This is a genomic window from Micromonospora sp. DT227 (assembly GCF_049841835.1).
Classification (GTDB): Bacteria; Actinomycetota; Actinomycetes; order Mycobacteriales; family Micromonosporaceae; genus Micromonospora.
The window spans coordinates 40,336-64,148 of sequence record NZ_JBNCLA010000016.1; the positions used below are offsets into that span (position 1 = coordinate 40,336).

Genomic DNA, 23,813 nt, shown 5'->3' on the forward strand with positions numbered 1-23,813 from the left:
GTGGACGCTACTGAGCGCTGACCTGGGACCCAACCCCTACGGACCCCTCATTCACCGGCCCCGGCAGGTGTCCGAGCCGGGCCGGCGGACGGTCAGCGGAGCTGCCCGGCGAGCGCCGGGAGGATGGCCCGGGGCCGGCCCGCCGGGGTGGCGCGGCGCCGCCACTCGCGGGGATAGCCGACGGACACCTCCTCGAACCGGACGCCGTCGTAGCGGGTGCTGCGCGGGATGTGCAGGTGCCCGTAGACGGCGACGCGGGCGTCGTAGTGCAGGTGCCAGTCGGCGGTGAGGTCGGTGCCGCACCACTGGGCGAACTCGGGGTGGCGCAGGATCCGGGTCGGCTCGCGGACCAGCGGGTAGTGGTTGACCAGCACGGTGGGCAGGCCGTTGCGTTCGGCGTCCAGCCGCCGTTCGGTGCGGATGACCCGGGCCCGGCACCACGCGTCCCGGCTCGGGTACGGGTCCGGGTGCAGCAGGATCTCGTCGGTGCACACCACCCCGGTCTCGTACGCCAGCGCCAGCGCCTGGGCCCGGTTGTAGGTGCCCGGTGGTCGCCACGAGTGGTCGTACCCGACGAACAGCGGCACCACCAGCACCGGATCGCCGTCGGCGTCCCACACCGGGTAGGGATCCTCGGGCGTGAGCACGCCGAGCCGCCGGCACAGCGCCACCAGGTGCCGGTAGCGGGCCTCGCCGCGCAACTGCACCGGGTCGTCGCGGGGCGTCCACAGCTCGTGGTTGCCGGGCGCCCACACCACCCGGGCGAAGCGCCGGGCGAGCAGGCCGAGCGCCCATTCGACGTCGTGCAGGTACTCACCGACGTCCCCGGCGACGATCAGCCAGTCGTCGTCGCCGTCGGGGCGCAGCCGTTCGACCAGCTCACGGTTCTCGGCGTACCCGACGTGCAGGTCGCTGATGGCGAGCAGCCGGCCACCCCTAGCCCCGTCCGCACCCCTAGCTCCGGCACCGGTCACGACTTGCCGAACTCTCGCTGGATGATGGCGAAGATGTCGTCCTCGCCGGCGTCGGCCAGGTCGTCGGCGACCGGAGCGGCGGCCGGCGGCGCGGCGTCACCCCGCCAGCGGGACAGCAACTCCTCCAGCCGGTGGGTGACCTGGGCGTCACGCCGCTCGTCCGGCACCGCGTCGAGCAGCCGCGCCAGGCGGTCGATCTCGGCGGTGACGCCGTCCGCCCCGGGCCGCAGTTCCCGACCCAGGTGCTCGGCGAGCGCGGCCGGGGTGGGGTGGTCGAAGACCAGCGTGGTGGGCAGCGCCAGACCGGTTGCGGCGGTGAGCCGGTTGCGCAGCTCGACCGCGGTGAGCGAGTCGAAGCCGAGGTCCAGGAAACCGCGTCCGGCCCGGACCGTGGCCGGGGTGCGGTGCCCGAGCACGGTGGCGGCTTCGGCGCGTACCAGGTCGAGCAGGATCCGGTCCCGTTCCGTGGGGCCGGCGGCGGCGAGGCGGTCGCGCAGCGCCGCCGGGGCGTCCGCGTCGGCCGCCGGGGTGCCGGCGCGGTCGGCGGTGGCCTCCGGGATGCCGGTGAGCAGCGGGCTGGGCCGGCGGGCGGTGAACGAGGCGGCGAACCGCTCCCAGTCGACGTCGGCGACGACCACCGCGGTGTCGTCCCGGTCGAGCGCGCCCTGGAGGGCGGTCACCGCGAGGTCCGGGTCGAGCGCGGGCAGGCCGCGTCGGGCGAGCTGGTCCCGCTGTTCGCCCTGGGCCATGCCGGCGCCGGCCCACGGTCCCCACGCCACGGCGGTGCCGGCCGCGCCACGAGCACGTCGCCGGGCGACGAGCCCGTCGAGGTACGCGTTCGCGGCGGCGTAGCCGGCCTGCCCGGCGGAGCCCCACACCCCGGCGATGGAGGAGAACACCACGAACGCGTCCACCTCGGGCAGCAACGCGTCCAGGTTCGCCGCGCCGTCGACCTTGGCGCGCAGCACGTCGGCCAGTTCCGCGCCGGTCATCGCGGCGAGCGGGGTGGCCTGGGCGGCGCCGGCGGCGTGCACGACGGCGCGAACCGGCTGCCGGTCGGCGGCCAGCCCGTCGAGCAGCCCGGCCAACGCGGCCCGGTCGGCCACGTCACACGCCGCCACCGTCACCCGGACACCGCCGGTGCCCAGACGCTCGACCAGCTCGGACGCACCCGGTGCGTCCGGCCCGCGCCGGCTCGTCAACACCACATGCTCGGCGCCGCTATCGGCCGCCCACTGCGCGACCCGCGCACCCAGCGCACCCGTGCCACCGGTCACCAGGACCGTCCCGGAGAACCGGAACTCCCGCCGGACCGCGTCGCTCCCGGCCCGCACCAACCGCCGGGCGAACACCCCCGACGACCGCACCGCCACCTGATCCTCACCACGACCGGCCACCACGCCACACACCCGACGCACCGCCCGGTCGTCCAACACGGCCGGCAGATCCACCAGACCACCCCAACGGCCCGGCTCCTCCAACCCCGCGACACGGCCGAGCCCCCAGGTCCCGGCCGCGATCGGATCCACCGGCCCGTCGGTGGCGCCCACCGCCACCGCACCCCGCGTCACCCACCACACCGGACCGGAGAGGCCGGCTTCCGTGGCGGCCTGCACGGTGGCCAGTGCCGCGCCGGCACCGGCGCCGCCGAGCGCGAGCAGCGACACCATCCCGGCGGCCGGGTCGGCGTCGCGCAGCGCCTTGGCGAGCAGTTCCCGGTCGTCGTCCGGCCCGTCCAGCCGTACCGGCCGCACGCTCGCGCCGGCCGAGGTCATCCCGTCGGTCAGGGCCGCGACCAGCGTGTCGTCGATGCCGGCGTACGGCATCAGCAGCAGCCATGTCCCGGTCAGCGTCGCGGTCGGCTCGGGTACGCCCGACCAGTCGACCCGGTAGCGCCACGAGTCGGCGGTGGCGCGTCGCCGGCCGGCGGTCCGCCACCGGGCGAGCGCCGGCAGCAGTTCGGCGACCGGCCGCTCGGTGCGGAACTCCGGGTCGAGGGCGGTGAGGTCGGCCTGTTCGACGGCGGCCCAGAACTCGGCGTCCGCCTCGCCGCTTCCGCCCGGCGCCGGCTGCGGGGTGTCGTCCTCGGACAGCCAGTACCGGGTGCGCTGGAACGCGTAGGTGGGCAGGTCGACGATGGCGGGCCGCCGCCCGTCCCGGGTGAACCAGGCCGCCCAGTCCACAGGCGTGCCGGCCACGTGCAACCTCGTCAGCGCGGTGGTGAGTGCGGTGACCTCGTCCTGGTCCCGCCGCAGTGCGGGGATGTGGTGCACCGGCCGATCGACCGGGGTGTCGGCGGCCATCGCCGTCACCGTCGCGTCCGGACCCACCTCCAGGAACGTGGACACACCCAGTTCGTGCAGCGTGGCGATGCCGTCGGCGAACCGCACCGCCTCCCGGACGTGCCGCACCCAGTAGTCCGGACCGGCGATCTCGGCGGGGTCGGCGAGCCGGCCGGTCAGGTTCGACACGATCGGCAGACGCGGGGCCTGCCAGTCCAGACCACTGATCGCGGCCCGGAACCCCTCCAGCATCGGCTCCATCAACCGCGAGTGGAACGCGTGACTGACGGTCAACCGCTTCACCCGCCAACCCTTGGCGGTGCACTCCCCCGCGATCCGGTCCAGATCCGCCACCGGCCCGGACAGCACCACCGACGACGGACCGTTCACCGCCGCCACGTCGACGTCGGCCGCCAACTCCCGGACCTGGGACTCCGACGCGCCCACCGCCAACATCCCGCCACCGGCCGGCAACGCCTGCATCAACGACCCACGCGCCGCCACCAGAGCACACGCATCCGCCAACGACAGCACACCCGCCACATGGGCGGCCGTCACCTCACCGATCGAATGCCCGGCCACGTAGTCGGCGCCGACTCCCCACGACGACAGCAGCTCCCACAACGCCACCTCCACCGCGAACAAGCCCGCCTGCGTATAGGCCGTCTGGTCCAGCAGGTCACCGCCGTCGAACACCACCTCCCGCAGCGAACGGTCGAGGCGGCCCTCGAACCCGGCACACACCCGGTCGAACGCATCCGCGAACACCGGAAACGCCGCATACAACTCCCGACCCATGCCGGCCCGCTGCGCACCTTGACCGGTGAACAACACCGCCCGCCGGCCCGACGACGCCTCGCCGGTCACCACGCCGGGCGCGGACGCATCCTCCGCGACGGCCGACAGACCGGCCAGCAGCGCGTCCCGATCCGTACCGACCACCGCCGCCCGGTGCGTCAACCCGGCCCGTGCGGTCGCCAGCGAGAAGCCGACCTCGACCGGTGACACATCCGGGTGCTGGCGCAGGTGGTCGCGCAACCGGGCCGCCTGACCCGACAGGGCTTCCGCCGACCGGCCCGACACCAGCCACGGCACGACCGGCACCGCGACGGTGGCACGAGCCTGCTCGGCCTCGACCGACGGTGGCTCCTCAAGGATCACGTGGGCGTTGGTGCCGGAGATGCCGAACGACGACACCGCCGCCCGACGCGGCCGGTCCACCGCCGGCCACTCACGCGCCGACGTGACGAGGTCCACCGCACCCGCCGACCAGTCCACCTTCGACGACGGTCGGTCGACGTGCAGCGTCGCCGGCACCATGCCGTGCCGCAGGGCGAGGACCGCCTTGATGACGCTTGCCGCACCGGCCGCCGCCTGGATGTGCCCGATGTTGGACTTGATCGAGCCCAACAGCAGCGGTTCGGTGCGGTCCTGCCCGTACGTGGCGAGCAACGCCTGCGCCTCGATCGGGTCGCCGAGCGTGGTGCCGGTGCCGTGCGCCTCCACCATGTCCACGTCGGCGGTGGTGAGGTGCGCCGAGGCGAGCGCGGCCCGGATGACGCGCTGCTGGGCGGGCCCGTTCGGCGCGGTGAGCCCGTTCGAGGCGCCGTCGGAGTTGACCGCCGAGCCACGCAGCACGGCGAGGATCCGCCGGCCGTCGCGCTGGGCGTCGGAGAGTCGTTGCACCAGCAGCACGCCGACGCCCTCACCCCAGCCGGTGCCGTCGGCGCCCTCGGCGAACGACCGGCACCGCCCGTCAGCGGCGAGCCCGCCCTGCCGGGAGAACTCGACGAACGTGGCCGGTGACGCCATCACGGTCACGCCGCCGGCCAGCGCCAGCGTGCACTCCCCGCTGCGCAGCGACTGGGCGGCCAGGTGCAGCGCGACAAGCGACGACGAGCAGGCCGAGTCCACGGTCACCGCCGGCCCTTCGAGGCCGAGCGCGTACGCCACCCGGCCGGACAGCACGCTGGTGGCGGTACCGGTGAGCAGGTGCCCGCCGACGTCCTGGTCGCGGCCCATCGCGGTCGAGGCGTACCCCTGGAAGCTGGCGCCGGCGAAGACGCCGACGCGTTCCCCGCGCAGCCGGGCCGGGTCGATGCCGGCCGACTCGACCGCCTCCCACGACGTCTCCAGCAGCAGCCGCTGCTGGGGGTCCATCGCGAGGGCCTCGCGGGGGGAGATGCCGAAGAAGTCGGCGTCGAACGCCGCCGCGTCGTAGACGAATCCGCCCTGCCGGGGGAACGAGGTGTCGGAGAGACGGCCGGCGAGGAACCGGTCCCAGCCCCGGTCGAGCGGGAAGTCGGCGATGCCGTCCCGTCCGGCGGCGAGCAGCTCCCACAGTTCGTCCGGGCCGTTCACGCCGCCGGGGAGGCGGCACGCCATGCCGACGACGACGATCGGGTCACCGTCGACCGCGACGGCGGCGCCGGGCGCCTCGGTGCCCGCCGGCTCCCCGGTCAGCGTGGCGGCCAGGTACGTGGCCAGGGCCGCCGGGGTCGGCTGGTCGAAGACGAGCGTGCTCGGCAGCGTCAGGCCGGTCTCGGCGGTGAGCCGGTTCCGCAGCTCGACGGCGGTGAGCGAGTCGAAGCCCTGCTGCTGGAACGCCCGGTCCGCGGCCACCGCGTCGGCGGCCGGATGGCCGAGCACCGCCGCGGCCTGGGTCCGGACCAGGTCGAGCAGGTGGCCGGCGCGTTCGGCGGGGGTGAGCGTGGCGAGCCGGCGAGCGAGCGGGGACGGGCCCTGGGCGGGCGTGGCCTGGGCGGGCCGGGCCTCGGGGAGTTCGTCGAGCAGCGGGCTGGAGCGCAGCGCGGTGAACGCGGCGGCGAACCGGTCCCAGGCGACGTCGGCGACGACCACGGTGCTGTCGTCCCGGTCGAGCGCGCCCTGAAGGGCGGTCACCGCCAGGTCCGGGTCCATGGCGGGCAGGCCGCGTCGGGCCAGGTGCTCCCGAGCCTCGCCGCCTTCCGCCATGCCGCCACCGGCCCACGGTCCCCAGGCCACGGCGGTGCCGGCCGCGCCGCGAGCGCGTCGCCGGGCGACGAGCCCGTCGAGGTACGCGTTCGCGGCGGCGTAGCCGGCCTGCCCGGCGGAGCCCCACACCCCGGCGATGGAGGAGAACACCACGAACGCGTCCACCTCGGGCAGCAACGCGTCCAGGTTCGCCGCGCCGTCGACCTTGGCGCGCAGCACGTCGCGCAGCTCGTCGGCGGTGACGTCGGTCAGCGGGGTGAACTGCGGCGCGCCGGCGGCGTGCACGACAGCGCGGACCGGTTCGGCGGCCAGCCCGTCGAGCAGCCCGGCCAACGCGGCCCGGTCGGCCACGTCACACGCCGCCACCGTCACCCGCACCCCACCGGCACCCAGACGCTCGACCAACTCCGCCGCACCCGGCGCGTCCGGCCCGCGCCGGCTCGTCAACACCACGTGCTCGGCACCGGTATCGGCCGCCCACTGCGCGACCCGCGCACCCAGCGCCCCCGTGCCACCGGTCACCAACACCGTCCCCGAGAACCGGAACTCCCGCCGAACCGGATCATCCGAAGCCCGCACCAACCGCCGGGCGAACACCCCCGACGACCGCACCGCCACCTGATCCTCACCACGACCGGCCACCACGCCACACACCCGACGCACCGCCCGGTCGTCCAGCACGGCCGGCAGATCCACCAGACCACCCCAACGGCCCGGCTCCTCCAACCCCGCAACACGGCCGAGCCCCCAGGCCCCCGCCGCGATCGGATCGGTTTCGGTGTCCGTGGCGCTCACCGCGACCGCGCCCCGGGTCAGCCACCACAGCCGGCCGGTGACGTCGCTGTCGGCGAACGCCTGCACGGTGGCCAGTGCCGCCCCGGGCTGCGGGTCGAGCAGCGTCAGCACCCCGGCGACGTCGCCGCCGGTGGCGGCGGCGCGGAGCCGGTCGGCCGTCTCCCGCCGGTCGGTGGGCGCGTCGAGCACCACCGGCACGACGTGGGCGCCGTGCGTGGCCAAGCCCGCGACCAGCGGGTGATCGACCTGGTCGGCCGTGGTCAACACCAGCCACGTCCCGGTCAGTCCGGTCGGGGGTACGGAGGCCAGTGGCCGCCACTCCACCCGGTAGCGCCAGGAGTCGACGGTGGCGCGGTCCCGTCCTGCCCGCCGCCAACGGGCCAACGCCGGCAGCAGGTCCCGCAGCGGCTGGTCGGCGGTGAGCCGTAGCTCGTCGCCGAGGCCGGTGAGGTCCTCCCGTTCCACCGCCGCCCAGAACCGGTCGTCGAGGTCGCCACCGCCGGTCCGGGTGATGGGTGCCGTCTCCGGCCAGTACCGGGTGCGCTGGAACGCGTAGGTGGGCAGGTCGACGATGGCCGGACGCTGCCCGTCGCGGGTGAACCAGGCCGCCCAGTCCACAGGCGTGCCGGTCACGTGCAGCCGAGCCAGCGCCGTGGTGAGCGCGGTGACCTCGTCCTGGTCCCGCCGCAACGCGGGAATGTGGTGCACCGGCCGGTCGACCGGGGTGTCGGCGGCCATCGCGGTCAACGTCGCGTCCGGACCGACCTCCAGGAACGTGGACACACCCAACTCGTGCAGCGTGGCCACCCCGTCGGCGAACCGCACCGCGTCCCGGACGTGCCGCACCCAGTAGTCCGGACCGGCGATCTCGGCGGGGTCGGCGAGCCGGCCGGTCAGGTTCGACACGATCGGCAGACGCGGGGCCTGCCACTCCAGACCACTGATCGCGGCCCGGAACCCGGCCAGCATCGGCTCCATCAACCGCGAGTGGAAGGCGTGACTGACCGTGAGCCGCTTGACCCGCCAACCCCGCTCCGCGCACTCCCCCGCGATCCGGTCCAGATCCTCCACCGGCCCGGACAGCACCACCGACGACGGACCGTTCACCGCCGCCACATCCACCCCGGAACCAGGAACCGCCCCCAGGCCGACTCCCGACTCCGCACCACCACCGCCGGACGACAGCAGCTCCCGGACCTGCGGCTCCGACGCGCCCACCGCCAGCATCCCGCCACCGGTCGGCAACGCCTGCATCAACGACCCACGCGCCGCCACCAGGACACACGCGTCCGCCAACGACAACACCCCCGCCACATGGGCGGCCGTCACCTCACCGATCGAATGCCCCGCCAGGAAGTCAGCCGTCACCCCCCACGACGACAGCAACTCCCACAACGCCACCTCCACCGCGAACAGGCCCGCCTGCGCGTAGACGGTCTGGTTCACCAGGTCACCGCCGTCGAACACCACCTCCCGCAGCGAACGGTCCAGGCGGCCCTCGAACCCGGCACACACCCGGTCGAACGCGTCCGCGAACACCGGAAACGCCCCGTACAACTCCCGACCCATGCCGGCCCGCTGCGCACCCTGACCGGTGAACAACACCGCCCGCCGGCCCGACATCTCCGCCCCGGTCACCACACCCGGGGCGGCATGCCCGTCGGCCACCGCGGACAGGCCGGTGAGCAGCGACTCCCGGTCCGGAGCGACGACGGCCGCCCGGTGCTCCAGCGCGGCGCGCGTGGCGACCAGCGACCATCCGACCTCGGCCGGTGTGACCTCGGCGTGCTCGCGCAGGTGGTCGAGCAGCCGGGCCGCCTGCCCGGCGAGCGCCGGGGCCGAGCGGGCCGACAGCAGCCACGGCGTGACCGGCAGCGGGACGACCGCGTCCGGCGTGGGTGCGTCGTCGACCGGTGCGGGCGCTTCCAGGATCACGTGGGCGTTGGTGCCGGAGATGCCGAACGAGGACACCGCCGCCCGGCGCGGCCGGTCCACCGCCGGCCAGGGACGCGCCGACGTGACGAGGTCCACCGCCCCGGCCGACCAGTCCACCTTGGACGAGGGTGCGTCCACGTGCAGCGTGGCCGGCACCACGCCGTGCCGCATGGCCAGGACCGCCTTGATGATCCCGGCGACGCCGGCCGCGGCCTGGGTGTGTCCCAGGTTCGACTTCACCGATCCGAGCAGCAACGGCTCGGCCCGCTCCTGCCCGTACGTGGCCAGCAGCGCCTGCGCCTCGATCGGGTCACCCAGCGTGGTGCCGGTGCCGTGCGCCTCCACCACGTCCACCTCAGCGGCGGACAGTCGGGCGTCGGCGAGCGCGGCCCGGATGACCCGCTGCTGGGCGGGCCCGTTGGGAGCGGTCAACCCGTTGGACGCGCCGTCCTGGTTCACCGCCGAACCGCGCAGCACCGCGAGGACCCGTCGACCGTCGCGCTGGGCGTCGGAGAGTCGTTGCACCAGCAGCACGCCGACGCCCTCACCCCAGCCGGTGCCGTCGGCGCCCTCGGCGAACGACCGGCACCGCCCGTCAGCGGCGAGCCCGCCCTGCCGGGAGAACTCGACGAACGCGCCGGGGGTGGCCATCACGGTCACCCCACCGGCGAGTGCCAGGTCGCATTCGCCGGCGCGCAGCGACTGGGCGGCGAGGTGCAGCGCCACCAGCGACGACGAGCAGGCGGTGTCCACGGTCAGCGCCGGCCCTTCGAGGCCGAGCGCGTACGACACGCGGCCGGAGAGCACGCTGGCGGAGGCGCCGGTCGCGCCGTAGCCGGCGAGGTGTGCGCCACCGTACCGGATGAGGTGGTCGAAGTCCTGCCCGTTGGTGCCGGCGAAGACGCCGACCCGGCTGCCGCGCAACGAGGACGGGTCGATCCGGGCGTCCTCGATCGCCGCCCAGGACGTTTCCAGCAGCAGCCGCTGCTGCGGGTCCATGGCGACCGCCTCGCGGGGCGAGATGCCGAAGAACTGTGCGTCGAACGCGCCGGCGTCGTCCAGGAACGCGCCCCGGGTGACGTCGGGCGGCAGTGCGGTCAGGTCCCAGTGCCGGTCGCGCGGCAGGTCGGTCATGGCGTCGACGCCGTCGGCGAGCATCCGCCAGAACTCCGCCGGGGAGGCGGCTCCGGCGGGGAAGCGGCAGCCCATGCCGACGATGACGATCGGGTCGTCGTCGACCGGGCGTACCGCCGTGGTGGTGGTCCCGGCGGGCCCGCCGGCCAGCTCGGCGCGCAGGTGGGCGGCGAGGGCCTCGGGGTTGGGATGGTCGAACGCCAGGGTGGCGGGCAGCGTGAGTCCGGTCGCGGCGTCGAGCCGGTTGCGCAGCTCGACGGCGGTGAGGGAGGTGAAGCCGAGGTCCCGGAACGCGCGCCGGTGCGGCACCTGGTCGGCGCCGCCGTGTCCGAGGACGGCGGCGATCTCGCTCCGGACCAGTTCGCCGAGGGCGTCCTGCTGCTCGGCCGGGGTGCGGCCGGCGAGCCGACGCCGCAGCGCGGCGGAACGGTCCTCCTCGGCGGCGACGGGGGTGGTGCTGAGCAGGTCGCGGAGCAGCGGGTCGGGTCGCTGGCCGGGGGCGGCGGCGATCCGGTCCCAGTCGACGTCGGCGACGACGAGGTGGGTCTCGTCGCGGTCGAGCGCCCGGTGGAACGCGCGGATCGCGCGGTCGGGGTCCATGGCGCGGACGCCGCCACGGGCCATCCGCCGTTCGAACTCGCCGGCGCTGACGCCGCCGTCGGCCCAGAGCCCCCAGGCGACGGCGGTGGCGGGCAGCCCTTCGGCGCGGCGGCGGTGGGCGAGCGCGTCGAGCCAGGCGTTTCCGGGCGCGTAGTTGCCCTGGCCGGGGCCGGCCATGGTGCCGGCGAGGGAGGAGAAGAGCACGAACGCGGTGACGTCGTGGTCGCGGGTCAGCTCGTCGAGGTGGCGGGCCGCGTCGACCTTGGCGCGCAGCGCGGTGGTCATCCGGTCGACGGTGAGCGCGTCGGTGACGGTGTCGTCGAGGGCGGCGGCGGTGTGCACGACGGTGCGCAGCGGCGCGTCGGCGGGGACGGCGGCGAGGAGGTCGCGCAGCGCGTCCCGGTCGGCGGCGTCGCAGGCCGCGATCGTGACGCGGGCGCCCTGGGCGGTCAGTTCGTCGCGCAGCTCGGCCGCGCCGGGCGCGTCGGGACCGCGCCGGCTGATCAGCAGCAGGTGCTCGACGCCGGCGGCGGCGAGGGCCCGGGCGACGTGCGCGCCGAGCGCGCCGGTGCCGCCGGTGACGAGCGCGGTGCCGCGCGGGGTCCAGTTCCGCGGCGCGGCGGCGGGTCGGGTGTCCCGGACGAGCCGTCGGATGTACGCGCCGGCCGCGCGTACCGCCACCTGGTCCTCGGCCGGCGCGCCGCCGAGCAGCCGGCGCAACCGGGGTACGGCGCGCGGGTCGGGCGTCGGCGGCAGGTCGACGAGGCCGCCCCAGCGGTACGGGTGTTCGGCGCGCAGCGCGCCGCCGAGTCCCCAGAGCAGCGCCTGGTCGGGGTCGACGGCCGGGTCGGTGGGGTCGACGGCGACGGCGTCGCGGGTGGCGATCCAGAGCCGGGCGGTGCTGCCGGCGTCGCCGAGCGCCTGCGCGAGCGTGACCGTGCCGGCGAGCCCGGCGGGCACGGAGACGCTGTCCGGGTGGGCGCCGGCGGCCAGGCCGAGCAGCGACAGCACGGTCCCGGCCGGCGGCGAGGCGGTGAGTTCCCGGGCCAGGTCGGCGCGACCGTGACCGGCCGGCACGGTCAGGACCCGGACGCCGGGCCCGGTCAGCGTGTCGACCCACCGCCGGCCCGCCTCGTCCACCTCGGCCGGTACGACGAGAAGCAGGTCATCGACGTCGGGCCCGGTGGGGTCCGGCAGTGGCTGCCAGGTGACCCGGTAGTGCCAGGAGTCGAGCGTGGCTTCGCTCTCCCGGCGGCGTCGCCACGCGGAGAGCGCGGGCAACACGTCGGCGAGCGGCGTGTCGGGGTCGACGGCGAGTGCGGCGGCGAGGCCGTCCACGTCCTCGTTCTCGATCACCTGCCAGAACGCCGTGTCGTCGGGCTCGCCGCCGTGGTGGCGGGTGCGGGCGTCGAGCCAGTAGCGCCGGTGCTGGAACGCGTAGGTGGGCAGGTCGACGGTGGCCGGACGCCGCCCGTCCCGGGTGAACCAGGCCGCCCAGTCGATGCGGGTACCGCTCACGTGCAGTCGGGCCACCGCCGTGGTCAGCGCGGTGACCTCGTCCTGGTCCCGCCGCAACGCCGGGATGTGGTGCACCGGCCGGTCGACCGGGGTGTCGGCGGCCATCGCCGTCAACGTCGCGTCCGGACCGACCTCCAGGAACGTGCCCACACCCAACTCGTGCAGCGTGGCCACCCCGTCGGCGAATCGCACCGCCTCGCGGACGTGCCGCACCCAGTAGTCCGGACCGGCGATCTCGGCGGGGTCGGCGAGCCGCCCGGTCAGATTCGACACGATCGGCAGACGCGGGGCCTGCCACTCCAGACCACTGATCGCGGCCCGGAACCCGGCCAGCATCGGCTCCATCAACCGCGAGTGGAAGGCGTGACTGACCGTGAGCCGCTTGACCCGCCAACCCCGCTCCGCGCACTCCCCCGCGAGCCGGTCCAGATCCGCCACCGGCCCGGACAGCACCACCGACGACGGACCGTTCACCGCCGCCACATCCACACCGGCCGCCAACACCCGGACCTGCGGCTCCGACGCGCCCACCGCCAACATCCCGCCACCGGCCGGCAACGCCTGCATCAACGCACCCCGCGCCGCCACCAGAGCACACGCGTCCGCCAGGGACAGCACACCCGCCACATGAGCGGCGGTCACCTCACCGATCGAATGCCCGCCGAGGAAGTCGGCCGTCACGCCCCACGACGACAGCAACTCCCACAGGGCCACCTCCACCGCGAACAGGCCCGCCTGCGTATAGGCCGTCTGGTCCAGCAGGTCACCGCCGTCGAACACCACCTCCCGCAGCGAACGATCCAGGCGGCCCTCGAACCCGGCACACACCCGATCGAACGCGTCCGCGAACACCGGAAACGCCCCGTATAACTCCCGGCCCATGCCGGCGCGCTGCGCGCCCTGACCGGTGAACAGCACGGCCCGCCGGCCCGACGACGCCTCGCCGGTCACCACACCGGACGCCGTCCCGCCGTCGGCCACCGCGGACAAGCCGGTGAGCAGCGACTCCCGGTCCGGGCCGAGGACCACCGCGCGGTGTTCCAGCGCGGCGCGCGTCGTGGCGAGCGACCAGCCCACCTCGGCCGGGGGCAGCTCGGCGTGCGCCCGCAGGTGGTCGGCGAGCCGTGCGGCCTGGCCGGCGAGGGCCGCCGTCGACCGCGCCGACAGCACCCACGGGGTGATCGGTGGCAACCCGGCCGGCGGCGTCTCCGGCGACGGCTCGGGTTCCGGGGCCTCGATGATGACGTGGGCGTTGGTGCCGGAGATGCCGAACGACGACACCGCCGCCCGACGCGGCCGGTCCACCGCCGGCCACTGACGCGCCGACGTGACGAGGTCCACCGCGCCGGCCGACCAGTCGACGTGGGAGGAGGGGGCGTCGACGTGGATGGTCTGCGGCACGAGTCCGTGCCGCATGGCGAGGACCATCTTGATGATCCCGGCGACCCCGGCGGCTGCCTGGGTGTGGCCCAGGTTCGACTTCACCGACCCGAGCAGCAGCGGCTCGGCCCGCTCCTGCCCGTACGTGGCCAGCAGCGCCTGCGCCTCGATCGGGTCACCCAGTCTGGTGCCGGTGCCGTGCGCCTCCACCACGTCCACCTCGACAGGTGACAGCCGCGCCGAGGCGAGGGCCGCCCGGATCACCCGCTGCTGGGCCGGCCCGTTCGGCGCGGTCAACCCGTTCGACGCGCCGTCCTGGTTCACCGCCGATCCGCGTACCACGGCGAGGACGCGGTGGCCGTGGCGGCGGGCGTCGGAGAGGCGTTCCAGCAGCAGCACGCCGACGCCCTCGGACCAGCCGGTGCCGTCGGCGCTGTCGGCGAACGACTTGCACCGGCCGTCCGGGGCGAGGCCGCGTTGCCGGCTGAAGTCGACGAACGTCTCCAGCGTGGTCATCACGGTGACGCCGCCCGCGAGGGCCAGCGTGGATTCGCCGGAGCGCAGCGACTGCACGGCCAGGTGCAGCGCGACGAGCGACGACGAGCAGGCGGTGTCGACGGTGAGCGCCGGCCCCTCCAGGCCGAGCGTGTAGGCGACCCGGCCGGAGAGCACACTGCTGGCGGTGCCGCCGCCGATGAACCCGTCGACCGTGTCGGGCACCTCGTCGAGCCCGGCCGCGTAGTTGTGGTACATCATGCCGGCGAACACGCCGACCCGGTTGCCGCGCAACGACAGCGGGTCGATCCGGGCGTCCTCGATCGCCGTCCAGGACGCCTCCAGCATGAGCCGCTGCTGCGGGTCCATGGCCAGCGCCTCGTACGGGGAGATGGTGAACAGCTCCGGGTCGAAGTTCCCGGCGTCGTGCAGGAAGCCGCCTTCCCGGGCGTACGTGCTGCCCCGCCGTTCCCCGGTCGGGTCGTACGCCCGCTCGGTGTCCCAGCCCCGGTCGGTGGGGAAGCCGGTGATGCCGTCGCCGCCGGCGGCGACCAGTTCCCACAACTGCTCGGGTGAGCGGACGCCGCCCGGGTAGCGGCAGCTCATCCCGATGATGGCGATCGGTTCGTGGTCCTTGGCGTCGGCCGCCCTCAGCCGTTCGCTGGTCTCGTGCAGGTCGGCGGTGACGCGCTTGAGGTACTCACGGAGCTTGGCTTCGTTCGCCATCGGGTATTCACCTGTCGCGGGTCAGGACCGGCCGAAGCGGCTGTCGATGAAGTCGAACAGTTCGTCGTCACTGGCGTCGTCGAGGCTGGCGGCCACCTCGCCGCCGTCGCCGTCCCAGCGGGCGAGCAGGGCGCGGAGCCGGGCCGCGACGGCGGTACGGGTCTCGTCGTCGGCGGTCAGTTCGGCGAGCGTGTCGGCTCCAGTGGCGGCGAACGCGGCTTCGAGGCGGTCCAGCTCGTCGAGAACGGTGGGCGCGGTCGCGGCCGGTCCGAGCCGGCCCAGCAGGTGCCCGGTCAGCGCCGCCGGGGTGGGATGGTCGAAGACCATCGTCGCCGGCAGGGTCAGCCCGGTCCGGGCGGTGAGCCGGTTGCGCAGGTCGACGGCGGTGAGCGAGTCGAAGCCGAGTTCGGTGAAGGAGCGGTCGGGTCCGACGGCGGCCGGTGACGCGTACCCGAGCACGTCGGCGACCTGGCCGGCGACCAGCTCGGCGACCAGTCGGGCCCGGTCCTCGGCGGACGCCCCGGCGAGCCGGTCGGCGAGGCCGCCGGTGGTCGTCGCGGCGGCGCGGCGCGCGGGCCCGCCGGCGAGGCCGTGCAGCGGCGCCGGCAGCTCGTCGCGGCCGGTGCGGGTCCGCAGCGCCGCCAGGTCGAGGTGGACCGGGAGCAGCAGCGGCTGCCGGCCGCGCCGGCTGGCGTCGAACAGGGCCAGGGCCCGGTCGGTGGGGAGCGGGACGATGCCCTGGCGGGCGAGGCGGTCCCGGCCGGCGGCGCCCAGGTCGCGGGTCATGCCGCCGGTTTCCGCCCAGGGGCCCCAGGCCAGTGACGTGGCGGCGAGCCCGGCGGCGCGGCGGTGGTGGGCGAGGCCGTCGAGGAACGCGTTGGCCGCCGCGTAGTTGCCCTGCCCGGGTGCGCCGAGCGGCCCGGCGATCGAGGAGAACAGCACGAACATGGGCAGGTCGAGGTGGCGGGTGAGGTCATGCAGGTGCCAGGCGGCGTCGGCCTTGGGGCGCAGCACCGTCTCGGTGCGGGCCGGGGTGAGCGCGGTGACCACGGCGTCGTCGAGCGTGCCGGCGGCGTGCACCACGCCGGCGAGCGGATGTTCGGCGGGCACGGCGGCGAGCAGCCCGGCGAGCTGGTCGCGGTCGGCCACGTCGGCGGCGACGAGGCTGGCCCGGGCGCCGAGGCGGGTGAGGTCGGCGAGCAGGTCGGCCGCGCCGGGGGCGTCGGCGCCGTGCCGGCTGACCAGCAGCAGGTGCCGGATCTTGTGGTGGCTGACGAGGTGCCGGGCGACGACGCCGCCGAGCGCGCCGGTCGCGCCGGTGATCAGCACGGTGCCGTCGGGGACGAGGTCGACGGCGCCGGTCGGGTCGGGTTCGGCCGGGGCGAGGCGCGGCACGAGCAGCCGGCCGTCGCGGAGCGCGAACTGGGGTTCGTCGGCGGCGAGCGCGCGGGCGAGCAGGTCGGCGTCGTCGTCACCGGAAAGGTCGGCGAGGACGAACCGGCCGGGGTGTTCGAGTTGCGCCGCGCGGACGAGCCCCCAGACGGCGGCGCCGGCCAGGTCGGTGACGTCACCGTCGGCGGGTGCCGCGCCCCGGGTGAGCACCACGAGCCGCCGGTCGGCGTGCCGGTCGCCGGCCAGCCAGTCCTGGATCAGCGTGAGCGTGTCGGCGAGCCGGGCGCGGGTGTCGGCGAGCGGGTCGTCCGACGCGGTGTCGTGGACGGGGACGAGCACCAGCCGGGCGTCGTCGGCGGTCCCGGCGAGGCCGGTGCCCGGGGCGAGCGGCACGATTCCGGTGGCCGGTCGGGCCGGCAGCGGCACCGGGTTCCAGCGCAGGTCGTAGAGGGGCAGGTCGGCGGTGCCGGGGTCGAGTTGGTCGGCGGCGAGCGGGCGGGACACCAGCGCGTCGATGCGGGCCACCGGCGCGCCGGCGGCGTCGGCGAGCGTCAGCGTGCTGGCCGGGCCGCTGCGGGTGAGCCGTACTCGCAGGTGGGTGGCGCCCTCGGCGGTGAGCGTGACGCCGCTCCAGGCCCAGGGCAGCCGGGCGCCGGCGTCGTCGGCGGCGGGGTCGTCGGCGAGGCCGACGACGTGCAGCGCGGCGTCGAGCAGCGCCGGGTGCAGCGCGTAGCCGGTGGTGGCGGTGCCGTCGGGCAGTTCCACCTCCGCGAAGACCCCGTCGGGCGTACGCCAGGCGGCGCGCAGTCCACGGAACGTGGGCCCGTGGGCGACGCCGAGTTCGCGGAGCCGGGTGTAGATCGGTTCGACCGGCACGACGACGCCGCCGGGCGGTGGCCAGGCGGTCAGCGGCTCGGCGGGTTCGCCCGCGCCGGGGGCGAGGACGCCGTCGGCGTGGGCGGTCCAGTCGGCGTGCGGGTCGTCGGCGGGCCGGGAGTGGACGGTGATCCGGCGTCGGCCGTCCTCGTCGGGCGCGGCGAGCTGGAGTTGGAGCGTGCGGGCGCCGTCGTCGGGCAGGACGAGCGGCGCGGCGAGCGTGAGTTCCTCGACGGTGTCGCAGCCGGCCTGCGCGCCGGCGTGCAGCGCCAACTCGACCAGCGCGGTGCCGGGGACGACGATCCGGCCGCGCACGACGTGGTCGGCGAGCCACGGCTGGGTACGCGCGGACAGCCGGCCGCCGTGGACGCGGACGTCGCCGGCGGCGGTGGCGAGCGCGGTGTCGAGCAGCGGGTGACCGGCGGCGCGGGCGCCCAGGCCGGCGGCGTCGTGGCCGGCGGTGCGGGCGTCGATCCAGTACCGCTGGTGCTGGAACGCGTAGGTGGGCAGGTCGACGATGGCCGGCCGCCGCCCGTCCCGGGTGAACCAGGCCGCCCAGTCCACAGGTGTGCCGGCCACGTGCAGCCGGGCCACCGCCGTGGTCAGCGCGGTGACCTCGTCCTGGTCCCGCCGAATTGCGGGGATGTGATGGACCGGCCGGTCGACCGGGGTGTCGGCGGCCATCGCGGTCAACGTCGCGTCCGGACCCACCTCCAGGAACGTGGACACGCCCAACTCGTGCAGCGTGGCCACCCCGTCGGCGAACCGCACCGCCTCCCGCACGTGCCGCACCCAGTAGTCCGGACCCGCGATCTCGGCCGGGTCGGCGAGCCGCCCGGTCAGATTCGACACGATCGGCAGACGCGGAGCCTGCCAGTCCAAGCCGGCAATGGCAGCCCGGAACCCGTCCAGCATCGGCTCCATCAACCGCGAGTGGAACGCGTGACTGACCCTGAGCCGCTTCACCCGCCAACCCTTGCCAGCGCACTCCTCGGCCACTCGGTCCAGACCCTCGACCGCGCCGGAGAGCACCACCGACGACGGACCGTTCACCGCCGCCACGTCGACGTCGGCCGCCAGCTCCCGGACCTGGGACTCCGACGCGCCCACCGCCAGCATCCCGCCGCCGGCCGGCAACGCCTGCATCAACGACCCACGCGCCGCCACCAGAGCACACGCATCCGAAAGCGACAGCACACCCGCCACATGAGCGGCCGTCACCTCACCGATCGAATGCCCCGCCAGATAGTCGGCGGACACCCCCCACGACGACAGCAACTCCCACAGGGCCACCTCCACCGCGAACAACCCCGCCTGCGCGTAGACGGTCTGGTCCAGCAGGTCACCGCCGTCGAACACCACCTCCCGCACCGGCCGCTCCAGCCGACCCGCGAACGACGCGCACACCCGGTCGAACGCATCCGCGAACACCGGAAACGCCGCATACAGCTCCCGACCCATGCCGGCCCGCTGCGCACCCTGACCGGTGAACAACACCGCCCGACGGCCCGACGACGCCTCGCCGGTCACCAGACCGGGGGCCGCATCGCCCTCGGCCAGCGCGGCCAGGCCGGCCAGCAGCGCGTCGCGGTCCGCGCCGACCGCCACCGCCCGGTGCGCCAGCGCGGCCCTCGTGGTCGCCGACGAGAAGCCGACGTCGGCCGGCGACAGGTCGGCGTTCGCGCGCAGGTGGTCGAGCAGCCGCGCCGCCTGACCCGCCAGCGCGTCCGGCGACCGCCCCGACACCAGCCACGGCAGCACCGGCAACGCCGCCGCGTCGAGGGTGGCCGGCGGCTCGTCCTCGGCGGGGGTGGGCGCTTCCAGGATCACGTGGGCGTTGGTGCCGGAGATGCTGAATGACGACACCGCGGCGCGGCGGGGCCGGTCGGCGGCCGGCCAGTCCCGGGCCGACGTGGCCAGCTCGACCGCACCGGCCGTCCAGTCCACCTTGGACGAGGGCGCGTCCACGTGCAGCGTGGCCGGCACCGTGCCGTGCCGCATCGCCTGCACCATCTTGATCACGCCGGCCACGCCGGCGGCGGTCTGGGTGTGGCCGATGTTCGACTTGATCGAGCCGAGCAGCAGCGGCGTCTCCCGCTCCTGCCCGTACGTGGCCAGCAACGCCTGCGCCTCGATCGGGTCACCGAGCGTGGTGCCGGTGCCGTGCGCCTCCACCACGTCCACCTCGGCGGCGGACAACCGGGCGTCGGCGAGCGCGGCCCGGATCACCCGCTGCTGCGACGGCCCGTTCGGCGCGGTCAACCCGTTCGACGCGCCGTCCTGGTTCACCGCCGACCCGCGCACCACGGCGAGGACCCGGTGGCCGAGCCGCTGGGCGTCGGCGAGACGCTCGACCAGGAGCACGCCGATGCCCTCGCCGAGCGCGGTGCCGTCGGCGGCGTCGGCGAACGCCCGGCAGCGGGCGCCCCGGGACAGGTTGTTCTGCCGGGTGAAGTCCACGAAGATCGACGGGGTCGGCAGCACGGTCACGCCGCCGGCCAGGGCCAGGTCGGATTCGCCGGCGCGCAGCGACTGCACGGCCAGGTGCAGCGCGACAAGCGACGACGAGCAGGCGGTGTCGACGGTGACGGCCGGCCCCTCGAACCCGAACGCGTACGACACCCGGCCGGAGCTGACGCTGCCGGCGCTACCCAGTCCCAGGTAGTCGGCGACCCCGTCGGGCACGTCGGCGGCACCGGCCGCGTAGTCGGCGTGGGTCAGGCCGGCGAAGACGCCGACGCGTGCGCCGCGCAGCCCGGTGGGGTCGACGCCGGCGGTTTCGAACGCCTCCCAGGACACCTCCAGCAGCAGCCGCTGCTGCGGGTCCATGGCGAGCGCCTCGCGGGGCGAGACGCCGAAGAACGCCGGGTCGAAGCCGGCGGCGTCGGTCAGGAAGCCACCGTCGCGCACGCAGGACGTGCCGGGGCGTTCCCGGTCCGGGTCGTAGAGCGTGGCGAGGTCCCAGCCCCGGTCGTCGGGGAACGGGCCGATCGCGTCGCCGCCGGCGGCCACCAGGTCCCACAGCGCGTCCGGCGAGGTGATCCCGCCGGGGAAGCGGCACGCCATGCCGACCACGGCGATCGGCTGGCGGGCGGAGTCCTCCACGTCGCGGAGCCGTTGCCGGGTCCGCCGCAGGTCGGTGGTGACCCTCTTCAGATACTCCCGGAGCTTCTCTTCGGTGTCCATCAACCTGACCCTCGGTCGGCGGGGACCTGCCGTCGTCCGGCGCGCACGCGTCATCCGGGAGCCACGGGTCCCCTTTGCGGGGAAGCTATGGCGTCGCGCTGAGCTGCGACAACCCCTAACCCGTACGCCCGGCGGGCTAGGGGGTGGCCGGGCCGGCGGCGGCCCGGTTACCGTCCGGTGGACCGCCCTGGCGCCCGGGTCGCGGGCGCCACCGCCGGAAGGACCGCGTGACGATGACCGACCACGACAACGGCCTGTGGGTTCGCCGGTTCCATCCGGCCCCGGACGACGCCCCGCGACTGGTGTGCCTGCCGCACGCCGGCGGCTCCGCGAGCTTCTTCTTCCCGGTGTCCCGGGCGCTGTCACCGGCCGTGGAGGTGCTCAGCGTCCAGTACCCGGGCCGGCAGGACCGCCGGCACGAGCCGTGCGTGCCGAGCATCGGTGAGCTGGCCCGGCAGGTGGCCGACGTGCTGCGGCCCTGGCGGGACCGGCCGTTGGCGTTCTTCGGGCACAGCATGGGCGCGACGCTGGGCTTCGAGGTGGCGCGGCTGATCGAGGCCGAGGGTGGGACGGTGGCGCACCTGTTCCCGTCCGGCCGTCGGGCGCCGTCGTGTCACCGGCACGAGACGGTGCACCTGCTCGACGACGAGGGGCTGCTGGCCGACGTGAAGAAGCTCAGCGGCCCCAACTCGGCGCTGCTCGGTGACCCGGACATGCTGCGTGCCGCGTTGCCGGCGATCCGCAGCGACTACCGGGCGGCGGAGACCTACACGTACGCGCCGGGGCCGAAGCTGAGCTGCCCGGTCACGGTGTTCACCGGGGACGCCGACCCGAAGACCACCGTGGACGAGGCGAGGGCGTGGTCGGAGCACACCACCGGCGCGTTCGACCTGCACGTCTTCCCGGGCGGGCACTTCTTCCTGGCGTCCCACCAGCCGGCGATCCTGCGTACCCTTTCGGCGGCGTTGACCGGCGCGGCGGTCCGCTGATTCCGCACGCCGGTCCCCGCCGCCCGGTCCGGGCGGCGGGGACCGTGGCGGTTCACGGCTTCTGCGCCACCGCGATGACGTAGTCGAGCAGGCCCAGCTCCTTCTTGATCAGCTCGGTGTCGCGCCAGTGGTTGGCCATCCCCTTGACCGCGCTGCCGTCGGCGGCGGCCCGGAACGCCGGGTCGGACGGGCGGGCGGACTGGAACCGGCGCCAGCCCTCCCAGGTGCGGTCCGCGATGGAGTGCACCTCGACGGCGCCGAAGCCGGCGGCGGCGAGCTGCTCGCCGTAGGTCTTGCGGTCGTGCCAGTTCTCGTCCGGCAGGCTGAACTTGACGAAGCTGAGCGGGCCCGAGCTGATCGACATGCGCGGGGTGTCGTTGCTCAGCGGGATGATGTCGGCGGTGGCGATGGTGCCGCCCGGCCGCAGCACCCGGAACGCCTCGGCGAAGAACGCGCTGCGCGGGTGGAAGTGGAACGCCGACTCCAGCGCCACCACGCGGTCCACGCTGGCGTCCGGGAACGGCAGCGCGGTGGCGGTGCCGAGCTGGAAGTCGGCCCGGTCGGCGAGGCCCTCGCGGCGGGCCCGTTCCTGGGCGTGCTCGACGTGCCGGGGGGTCACGTTGATGCCGTGCACCTTCGCCACCCGGCGGTCCCGCAGCCAGGCGAAGTCCTGGTCGCCGTAGCCGAAGCCGACGTCGACCACGGTGTCGTCGGGCTTGAACCCGGCGGCGTCGGCGAGCTTGTCGGCCAGCGCCTGGCCGGCCACGTCGATGCTGGTGACGCCCTCCTCCCAGTAGCCGACGTTCATGTAGCGGGAGGTGCGGGCCGCGAACTCGACGTCCGGCGACTGGATCTCGTAGAACCGGCGGACCCGGGTCACCGGGTCCTTGGTGGCCAGGGTCCGGATGACCCGGCCGAGGGTGCGGAGGTTCTCCAGCATGTCAGCTCCTCAGGGCTGTGCGGGGGTTGGTCAGGGCTGCAGGGCGGGCGCGGCGACCTGCCGGCGCAGGTCGGCCACCAGGGTGGCGGCGGCGTCGGGGCCGGCGGCCACGCCGAAGAGATAGAAGTCCGGCCGGATCAGCGCGGCGTCCGCGCCGCCCAGCCAGGTCGAGTAGACGCCGTCGAGGTCGGCCAGGTCGCCGGCCGCCGCGTCGTCGTCGGCCGGCCGCACGACCAGCCGGTACGCGCCGAGGTCGTCGAGGAACGCGACCGCGTCGTCGTCGAGCGTGGCGGGTTCCCGGGTGAGCAGCGTGAAGCCGACGCCCACCACGTCGTCGAAGCCGCCGGTGCGCCCGTCGACGGTCACCCGGCCCTGCGGCGCGGGTTCACCGGCGTGCGGGGTGGGCGTGCCGTCGTCGGCGCGGTGCAGCACCCCGTCCACGATCGCCTCGCGCAGCGAGCGGACGTGCCGCTGCTGGGTACGCCGGCGCAGCGCGGCCAGCATCACCGAGTCCCGGCCGGCGGCCTTCTTCTGGTCGGTCTCGCAGATCACCGCCCCGGAGTCCATCGACATCCGGATCGCGTGCTGCACGTGTGCGCGCCGTTCCACCTGGTACGTGTCGAGCAGCGCCTCCCCGGCCCGGCCGCGGCGCACCAGGTCGAGTTTCCACGCCAGGTTGACCACGTCGCGGAAGCCGGAACTCATGCCCTGCCCGAGGAACGGCGGCATGACGTGCGCGGCGTCGCCGGCCAGGAACACCCGGCCGCGCCGCCACACGTCGGCGGAGCAGGCCTGGGTGGTGTAGACGCCGTACCGGTCCAGCCGGGCGTTGTCCGGGGTGATGTCGAACAGGCCGAGCAGCCGCCAGGCGCTGGCCTCGGTGCGGAACTCCTCCAGGGTCTCCCCCGGCACCCGCATGAACTCCCACCGCCGGTGGTTCGGCCCGGCGGAGACGGCGGTACGCGGGCGCGCCGGGTCGCAGATCTGGAGGTTGTTCGGGGTGAACTCGCGCGGCGTGTGCAGCACCACGTCGCAGACCAGCCAGTCGTGGGTGAAGTCGAGGTCGGTGACGCCGGCGCCGAGCCAGCCCCGGACGAAGCTGTTCGCGCCGTCGCAGCCGAGCACCCAGGACGCGGTGTAGGTGTGCGGGCCGCCGTCGCCGTCCACGGCGGTCACCTCGACCCGGTCGCCGTGGTCGGTCAGGCCGGTCACCTCGATGCCGCGCTGCACCTGCACGCCGGGCAGTTCCGCACCGCGTTCGGCCAGCCGTTCCTCCACGCCGGGCTGGTAGAACGACGTGGAGTCGGGCCACCCGGACGGGCCGTCCGGCGCGGCGCGCACGTGCAGCAGCGTCCGGCCGAAGCCGTTCTTCCAGGTGTACTCGCCGGACAGTTCGGTCACGTCGCCGAGCCGGTCGGCCACGCCGCAGGCGGCGAGGATCCGGCTGGCCTCGCCGTCGTAGGAGACGGCGCGCGGCATGCTGTACGGGGTGGTCCACTTCTCCAGCACCCGCACCGTGAAGCCGCGCTGCGCCAGCAGGATCGCGGCCACCTGGCCCACCGGGCCGTAGCCCACGATCAGTACGTCGGTCATCGCCGTCCCTCGTTCGTCCGCCTGG

6 protein-coding genes are annotated in these 23,813 nt (G+C 75.1%); 1 reads left to right on the forward strand and 5 read right to left on the reverse strand.

Annotated features, from left to right (window positions below; genetic code table 11):
• Positions 1-92: 92 nt before the first annotated feature.
• From ACLQ2W_RS31885 to ACLQ2W_RS31895, 3 genes are read right to left on the reverse strand one after another with little or no spacing between them, the layout of a single operon-like run.
• Positions 93-974, reverse strand: coding sequence for a metallophosphoesterase family protein (locus ACLQ2W_RS31885; RefSeq protein WP_107161159.1), 882 nt, complete (start codon positions 972-974; stop codon positions 93-95).
• A complete protein-coding gene (locus ACLQ2W_RS31890) occupies positions 971-14,812 on the reverse strand; it encodes a type I polyketide synthase (protein ID WP_425791366.1) in 13,842 nt (4,613 codons plus the stop codon). Before ACLQ2W_RS31890 ends, ACLQ2W_RS31885 begins: the two co-directional genes overlap by 4 nt.
• A gap of 21 nt (positions 14,813-14,833) precedes the next feature.
• Positions 14,834-20,266, reverse strand: coding sequence for an SDR family NAD(P)-dependent oxidoreductase (locus ACLQ2W_RS31895; protein ID WP_425791368.1), 5,433 nt, complete (start codon positions 20,264-20,266; stop codon positions 14,834-14,836).
• A 233-nt stretch (positions 20,267-20,499) separates the two neighbouring features.
• On the opposite strand from ACLQ2W_RS31895, the gene ACLQ2W_RS31900 reads away from it, so the two are divergent.
• The gene (locus ACLQ2W_RS31900; RefSeq protein ID WP_425791370.1) at positions 20,500-21,255 is read left to right on the forward strand and encodes a thioesterase II family protein; all 756 of its coding nucleotides are present in this window, start codon (positions 20,500-20,502) and stop codon (positions 21,253-21,255) included.
• Between the two features lie 52 nt (positions 21,256-21,307).
• Here the strand turns inward: ACLQ2W_RS31900 and ACLQ2W_RS31905 are convergent, their stop codons facing one another.
• Positions 21,308-22,195 (reverse strand): class I SAM-dependent methyltransferase, encoded by an 888-nt coding sequence (locus ACLQ2W_RS31905; RefSeq protein ID WP_405089283.1) that lies wholly within the window; start codon positions 22,193-22,195, stop codon positions 21,308-21,310.
• 30 nt (positions 22,196-22,225) lie between these two features.
• The gene (locus ACLQ2W_RS31910) at positions 22,226-23,788 is read right to left on the reverse strand and encodes a bifunctional 3-(3-hydroxy-phenyl)propionate/3-hydroxycinnamic acid hydroxylase (protein ID WP_425791372.1); all 1,563 of its coding nucleotides are present in this window, start codon (positions 23,786-23,788) and stop codon (positions 22,226-22,228) included.
• Between the last annotated feature and the right edge of the window lie 25 nt (positions 23,789-23,813).

What these genes read in the sequence shown, in the direction of transcription:
- ACLQ2W_RS31890 (WP_425791366.1), bottom strand. Translation starts at nt 14,812, where the DNA reads ATGGCGAACGAAGCCAAGCTCCGTGAGTACCTCAAGCGCGTCACCGCC.
- ACLQ2W_RS31895 (WP_425791368.1), bottom strand. Translation starts at nt 20,266, where the DNA reads ATGGACACCGAAGAGAAGCTCCGGGAGTATCTGAAGAGGGTCACCACC.
- ACLQ2W_RS31900 (WP_425791370.1), top strand. Translation starts at nt 20,500, where the DNA reads ATGACCGACCACGACAACGGCCTGTGGGTTCGCCGGTTCCATCCGGCC.
- ACLQ2W_RS31905 (WP_405089283.1), bottom strand. Translation starts at nt 22,195, where the DNA reads ATGCTGGAGAACCTCCGCACCCTCGGCCGGGTCATCCGGACCCTGGCC.
- ACLQ2W_RS31910 (WP_425791372.1), bottom strand. Translation starts at nt 23,788, where the DNA reads ATGACCGACGTACTGATCGTGGGCTACGGCCCGGTGGGCCAGGTGGCC.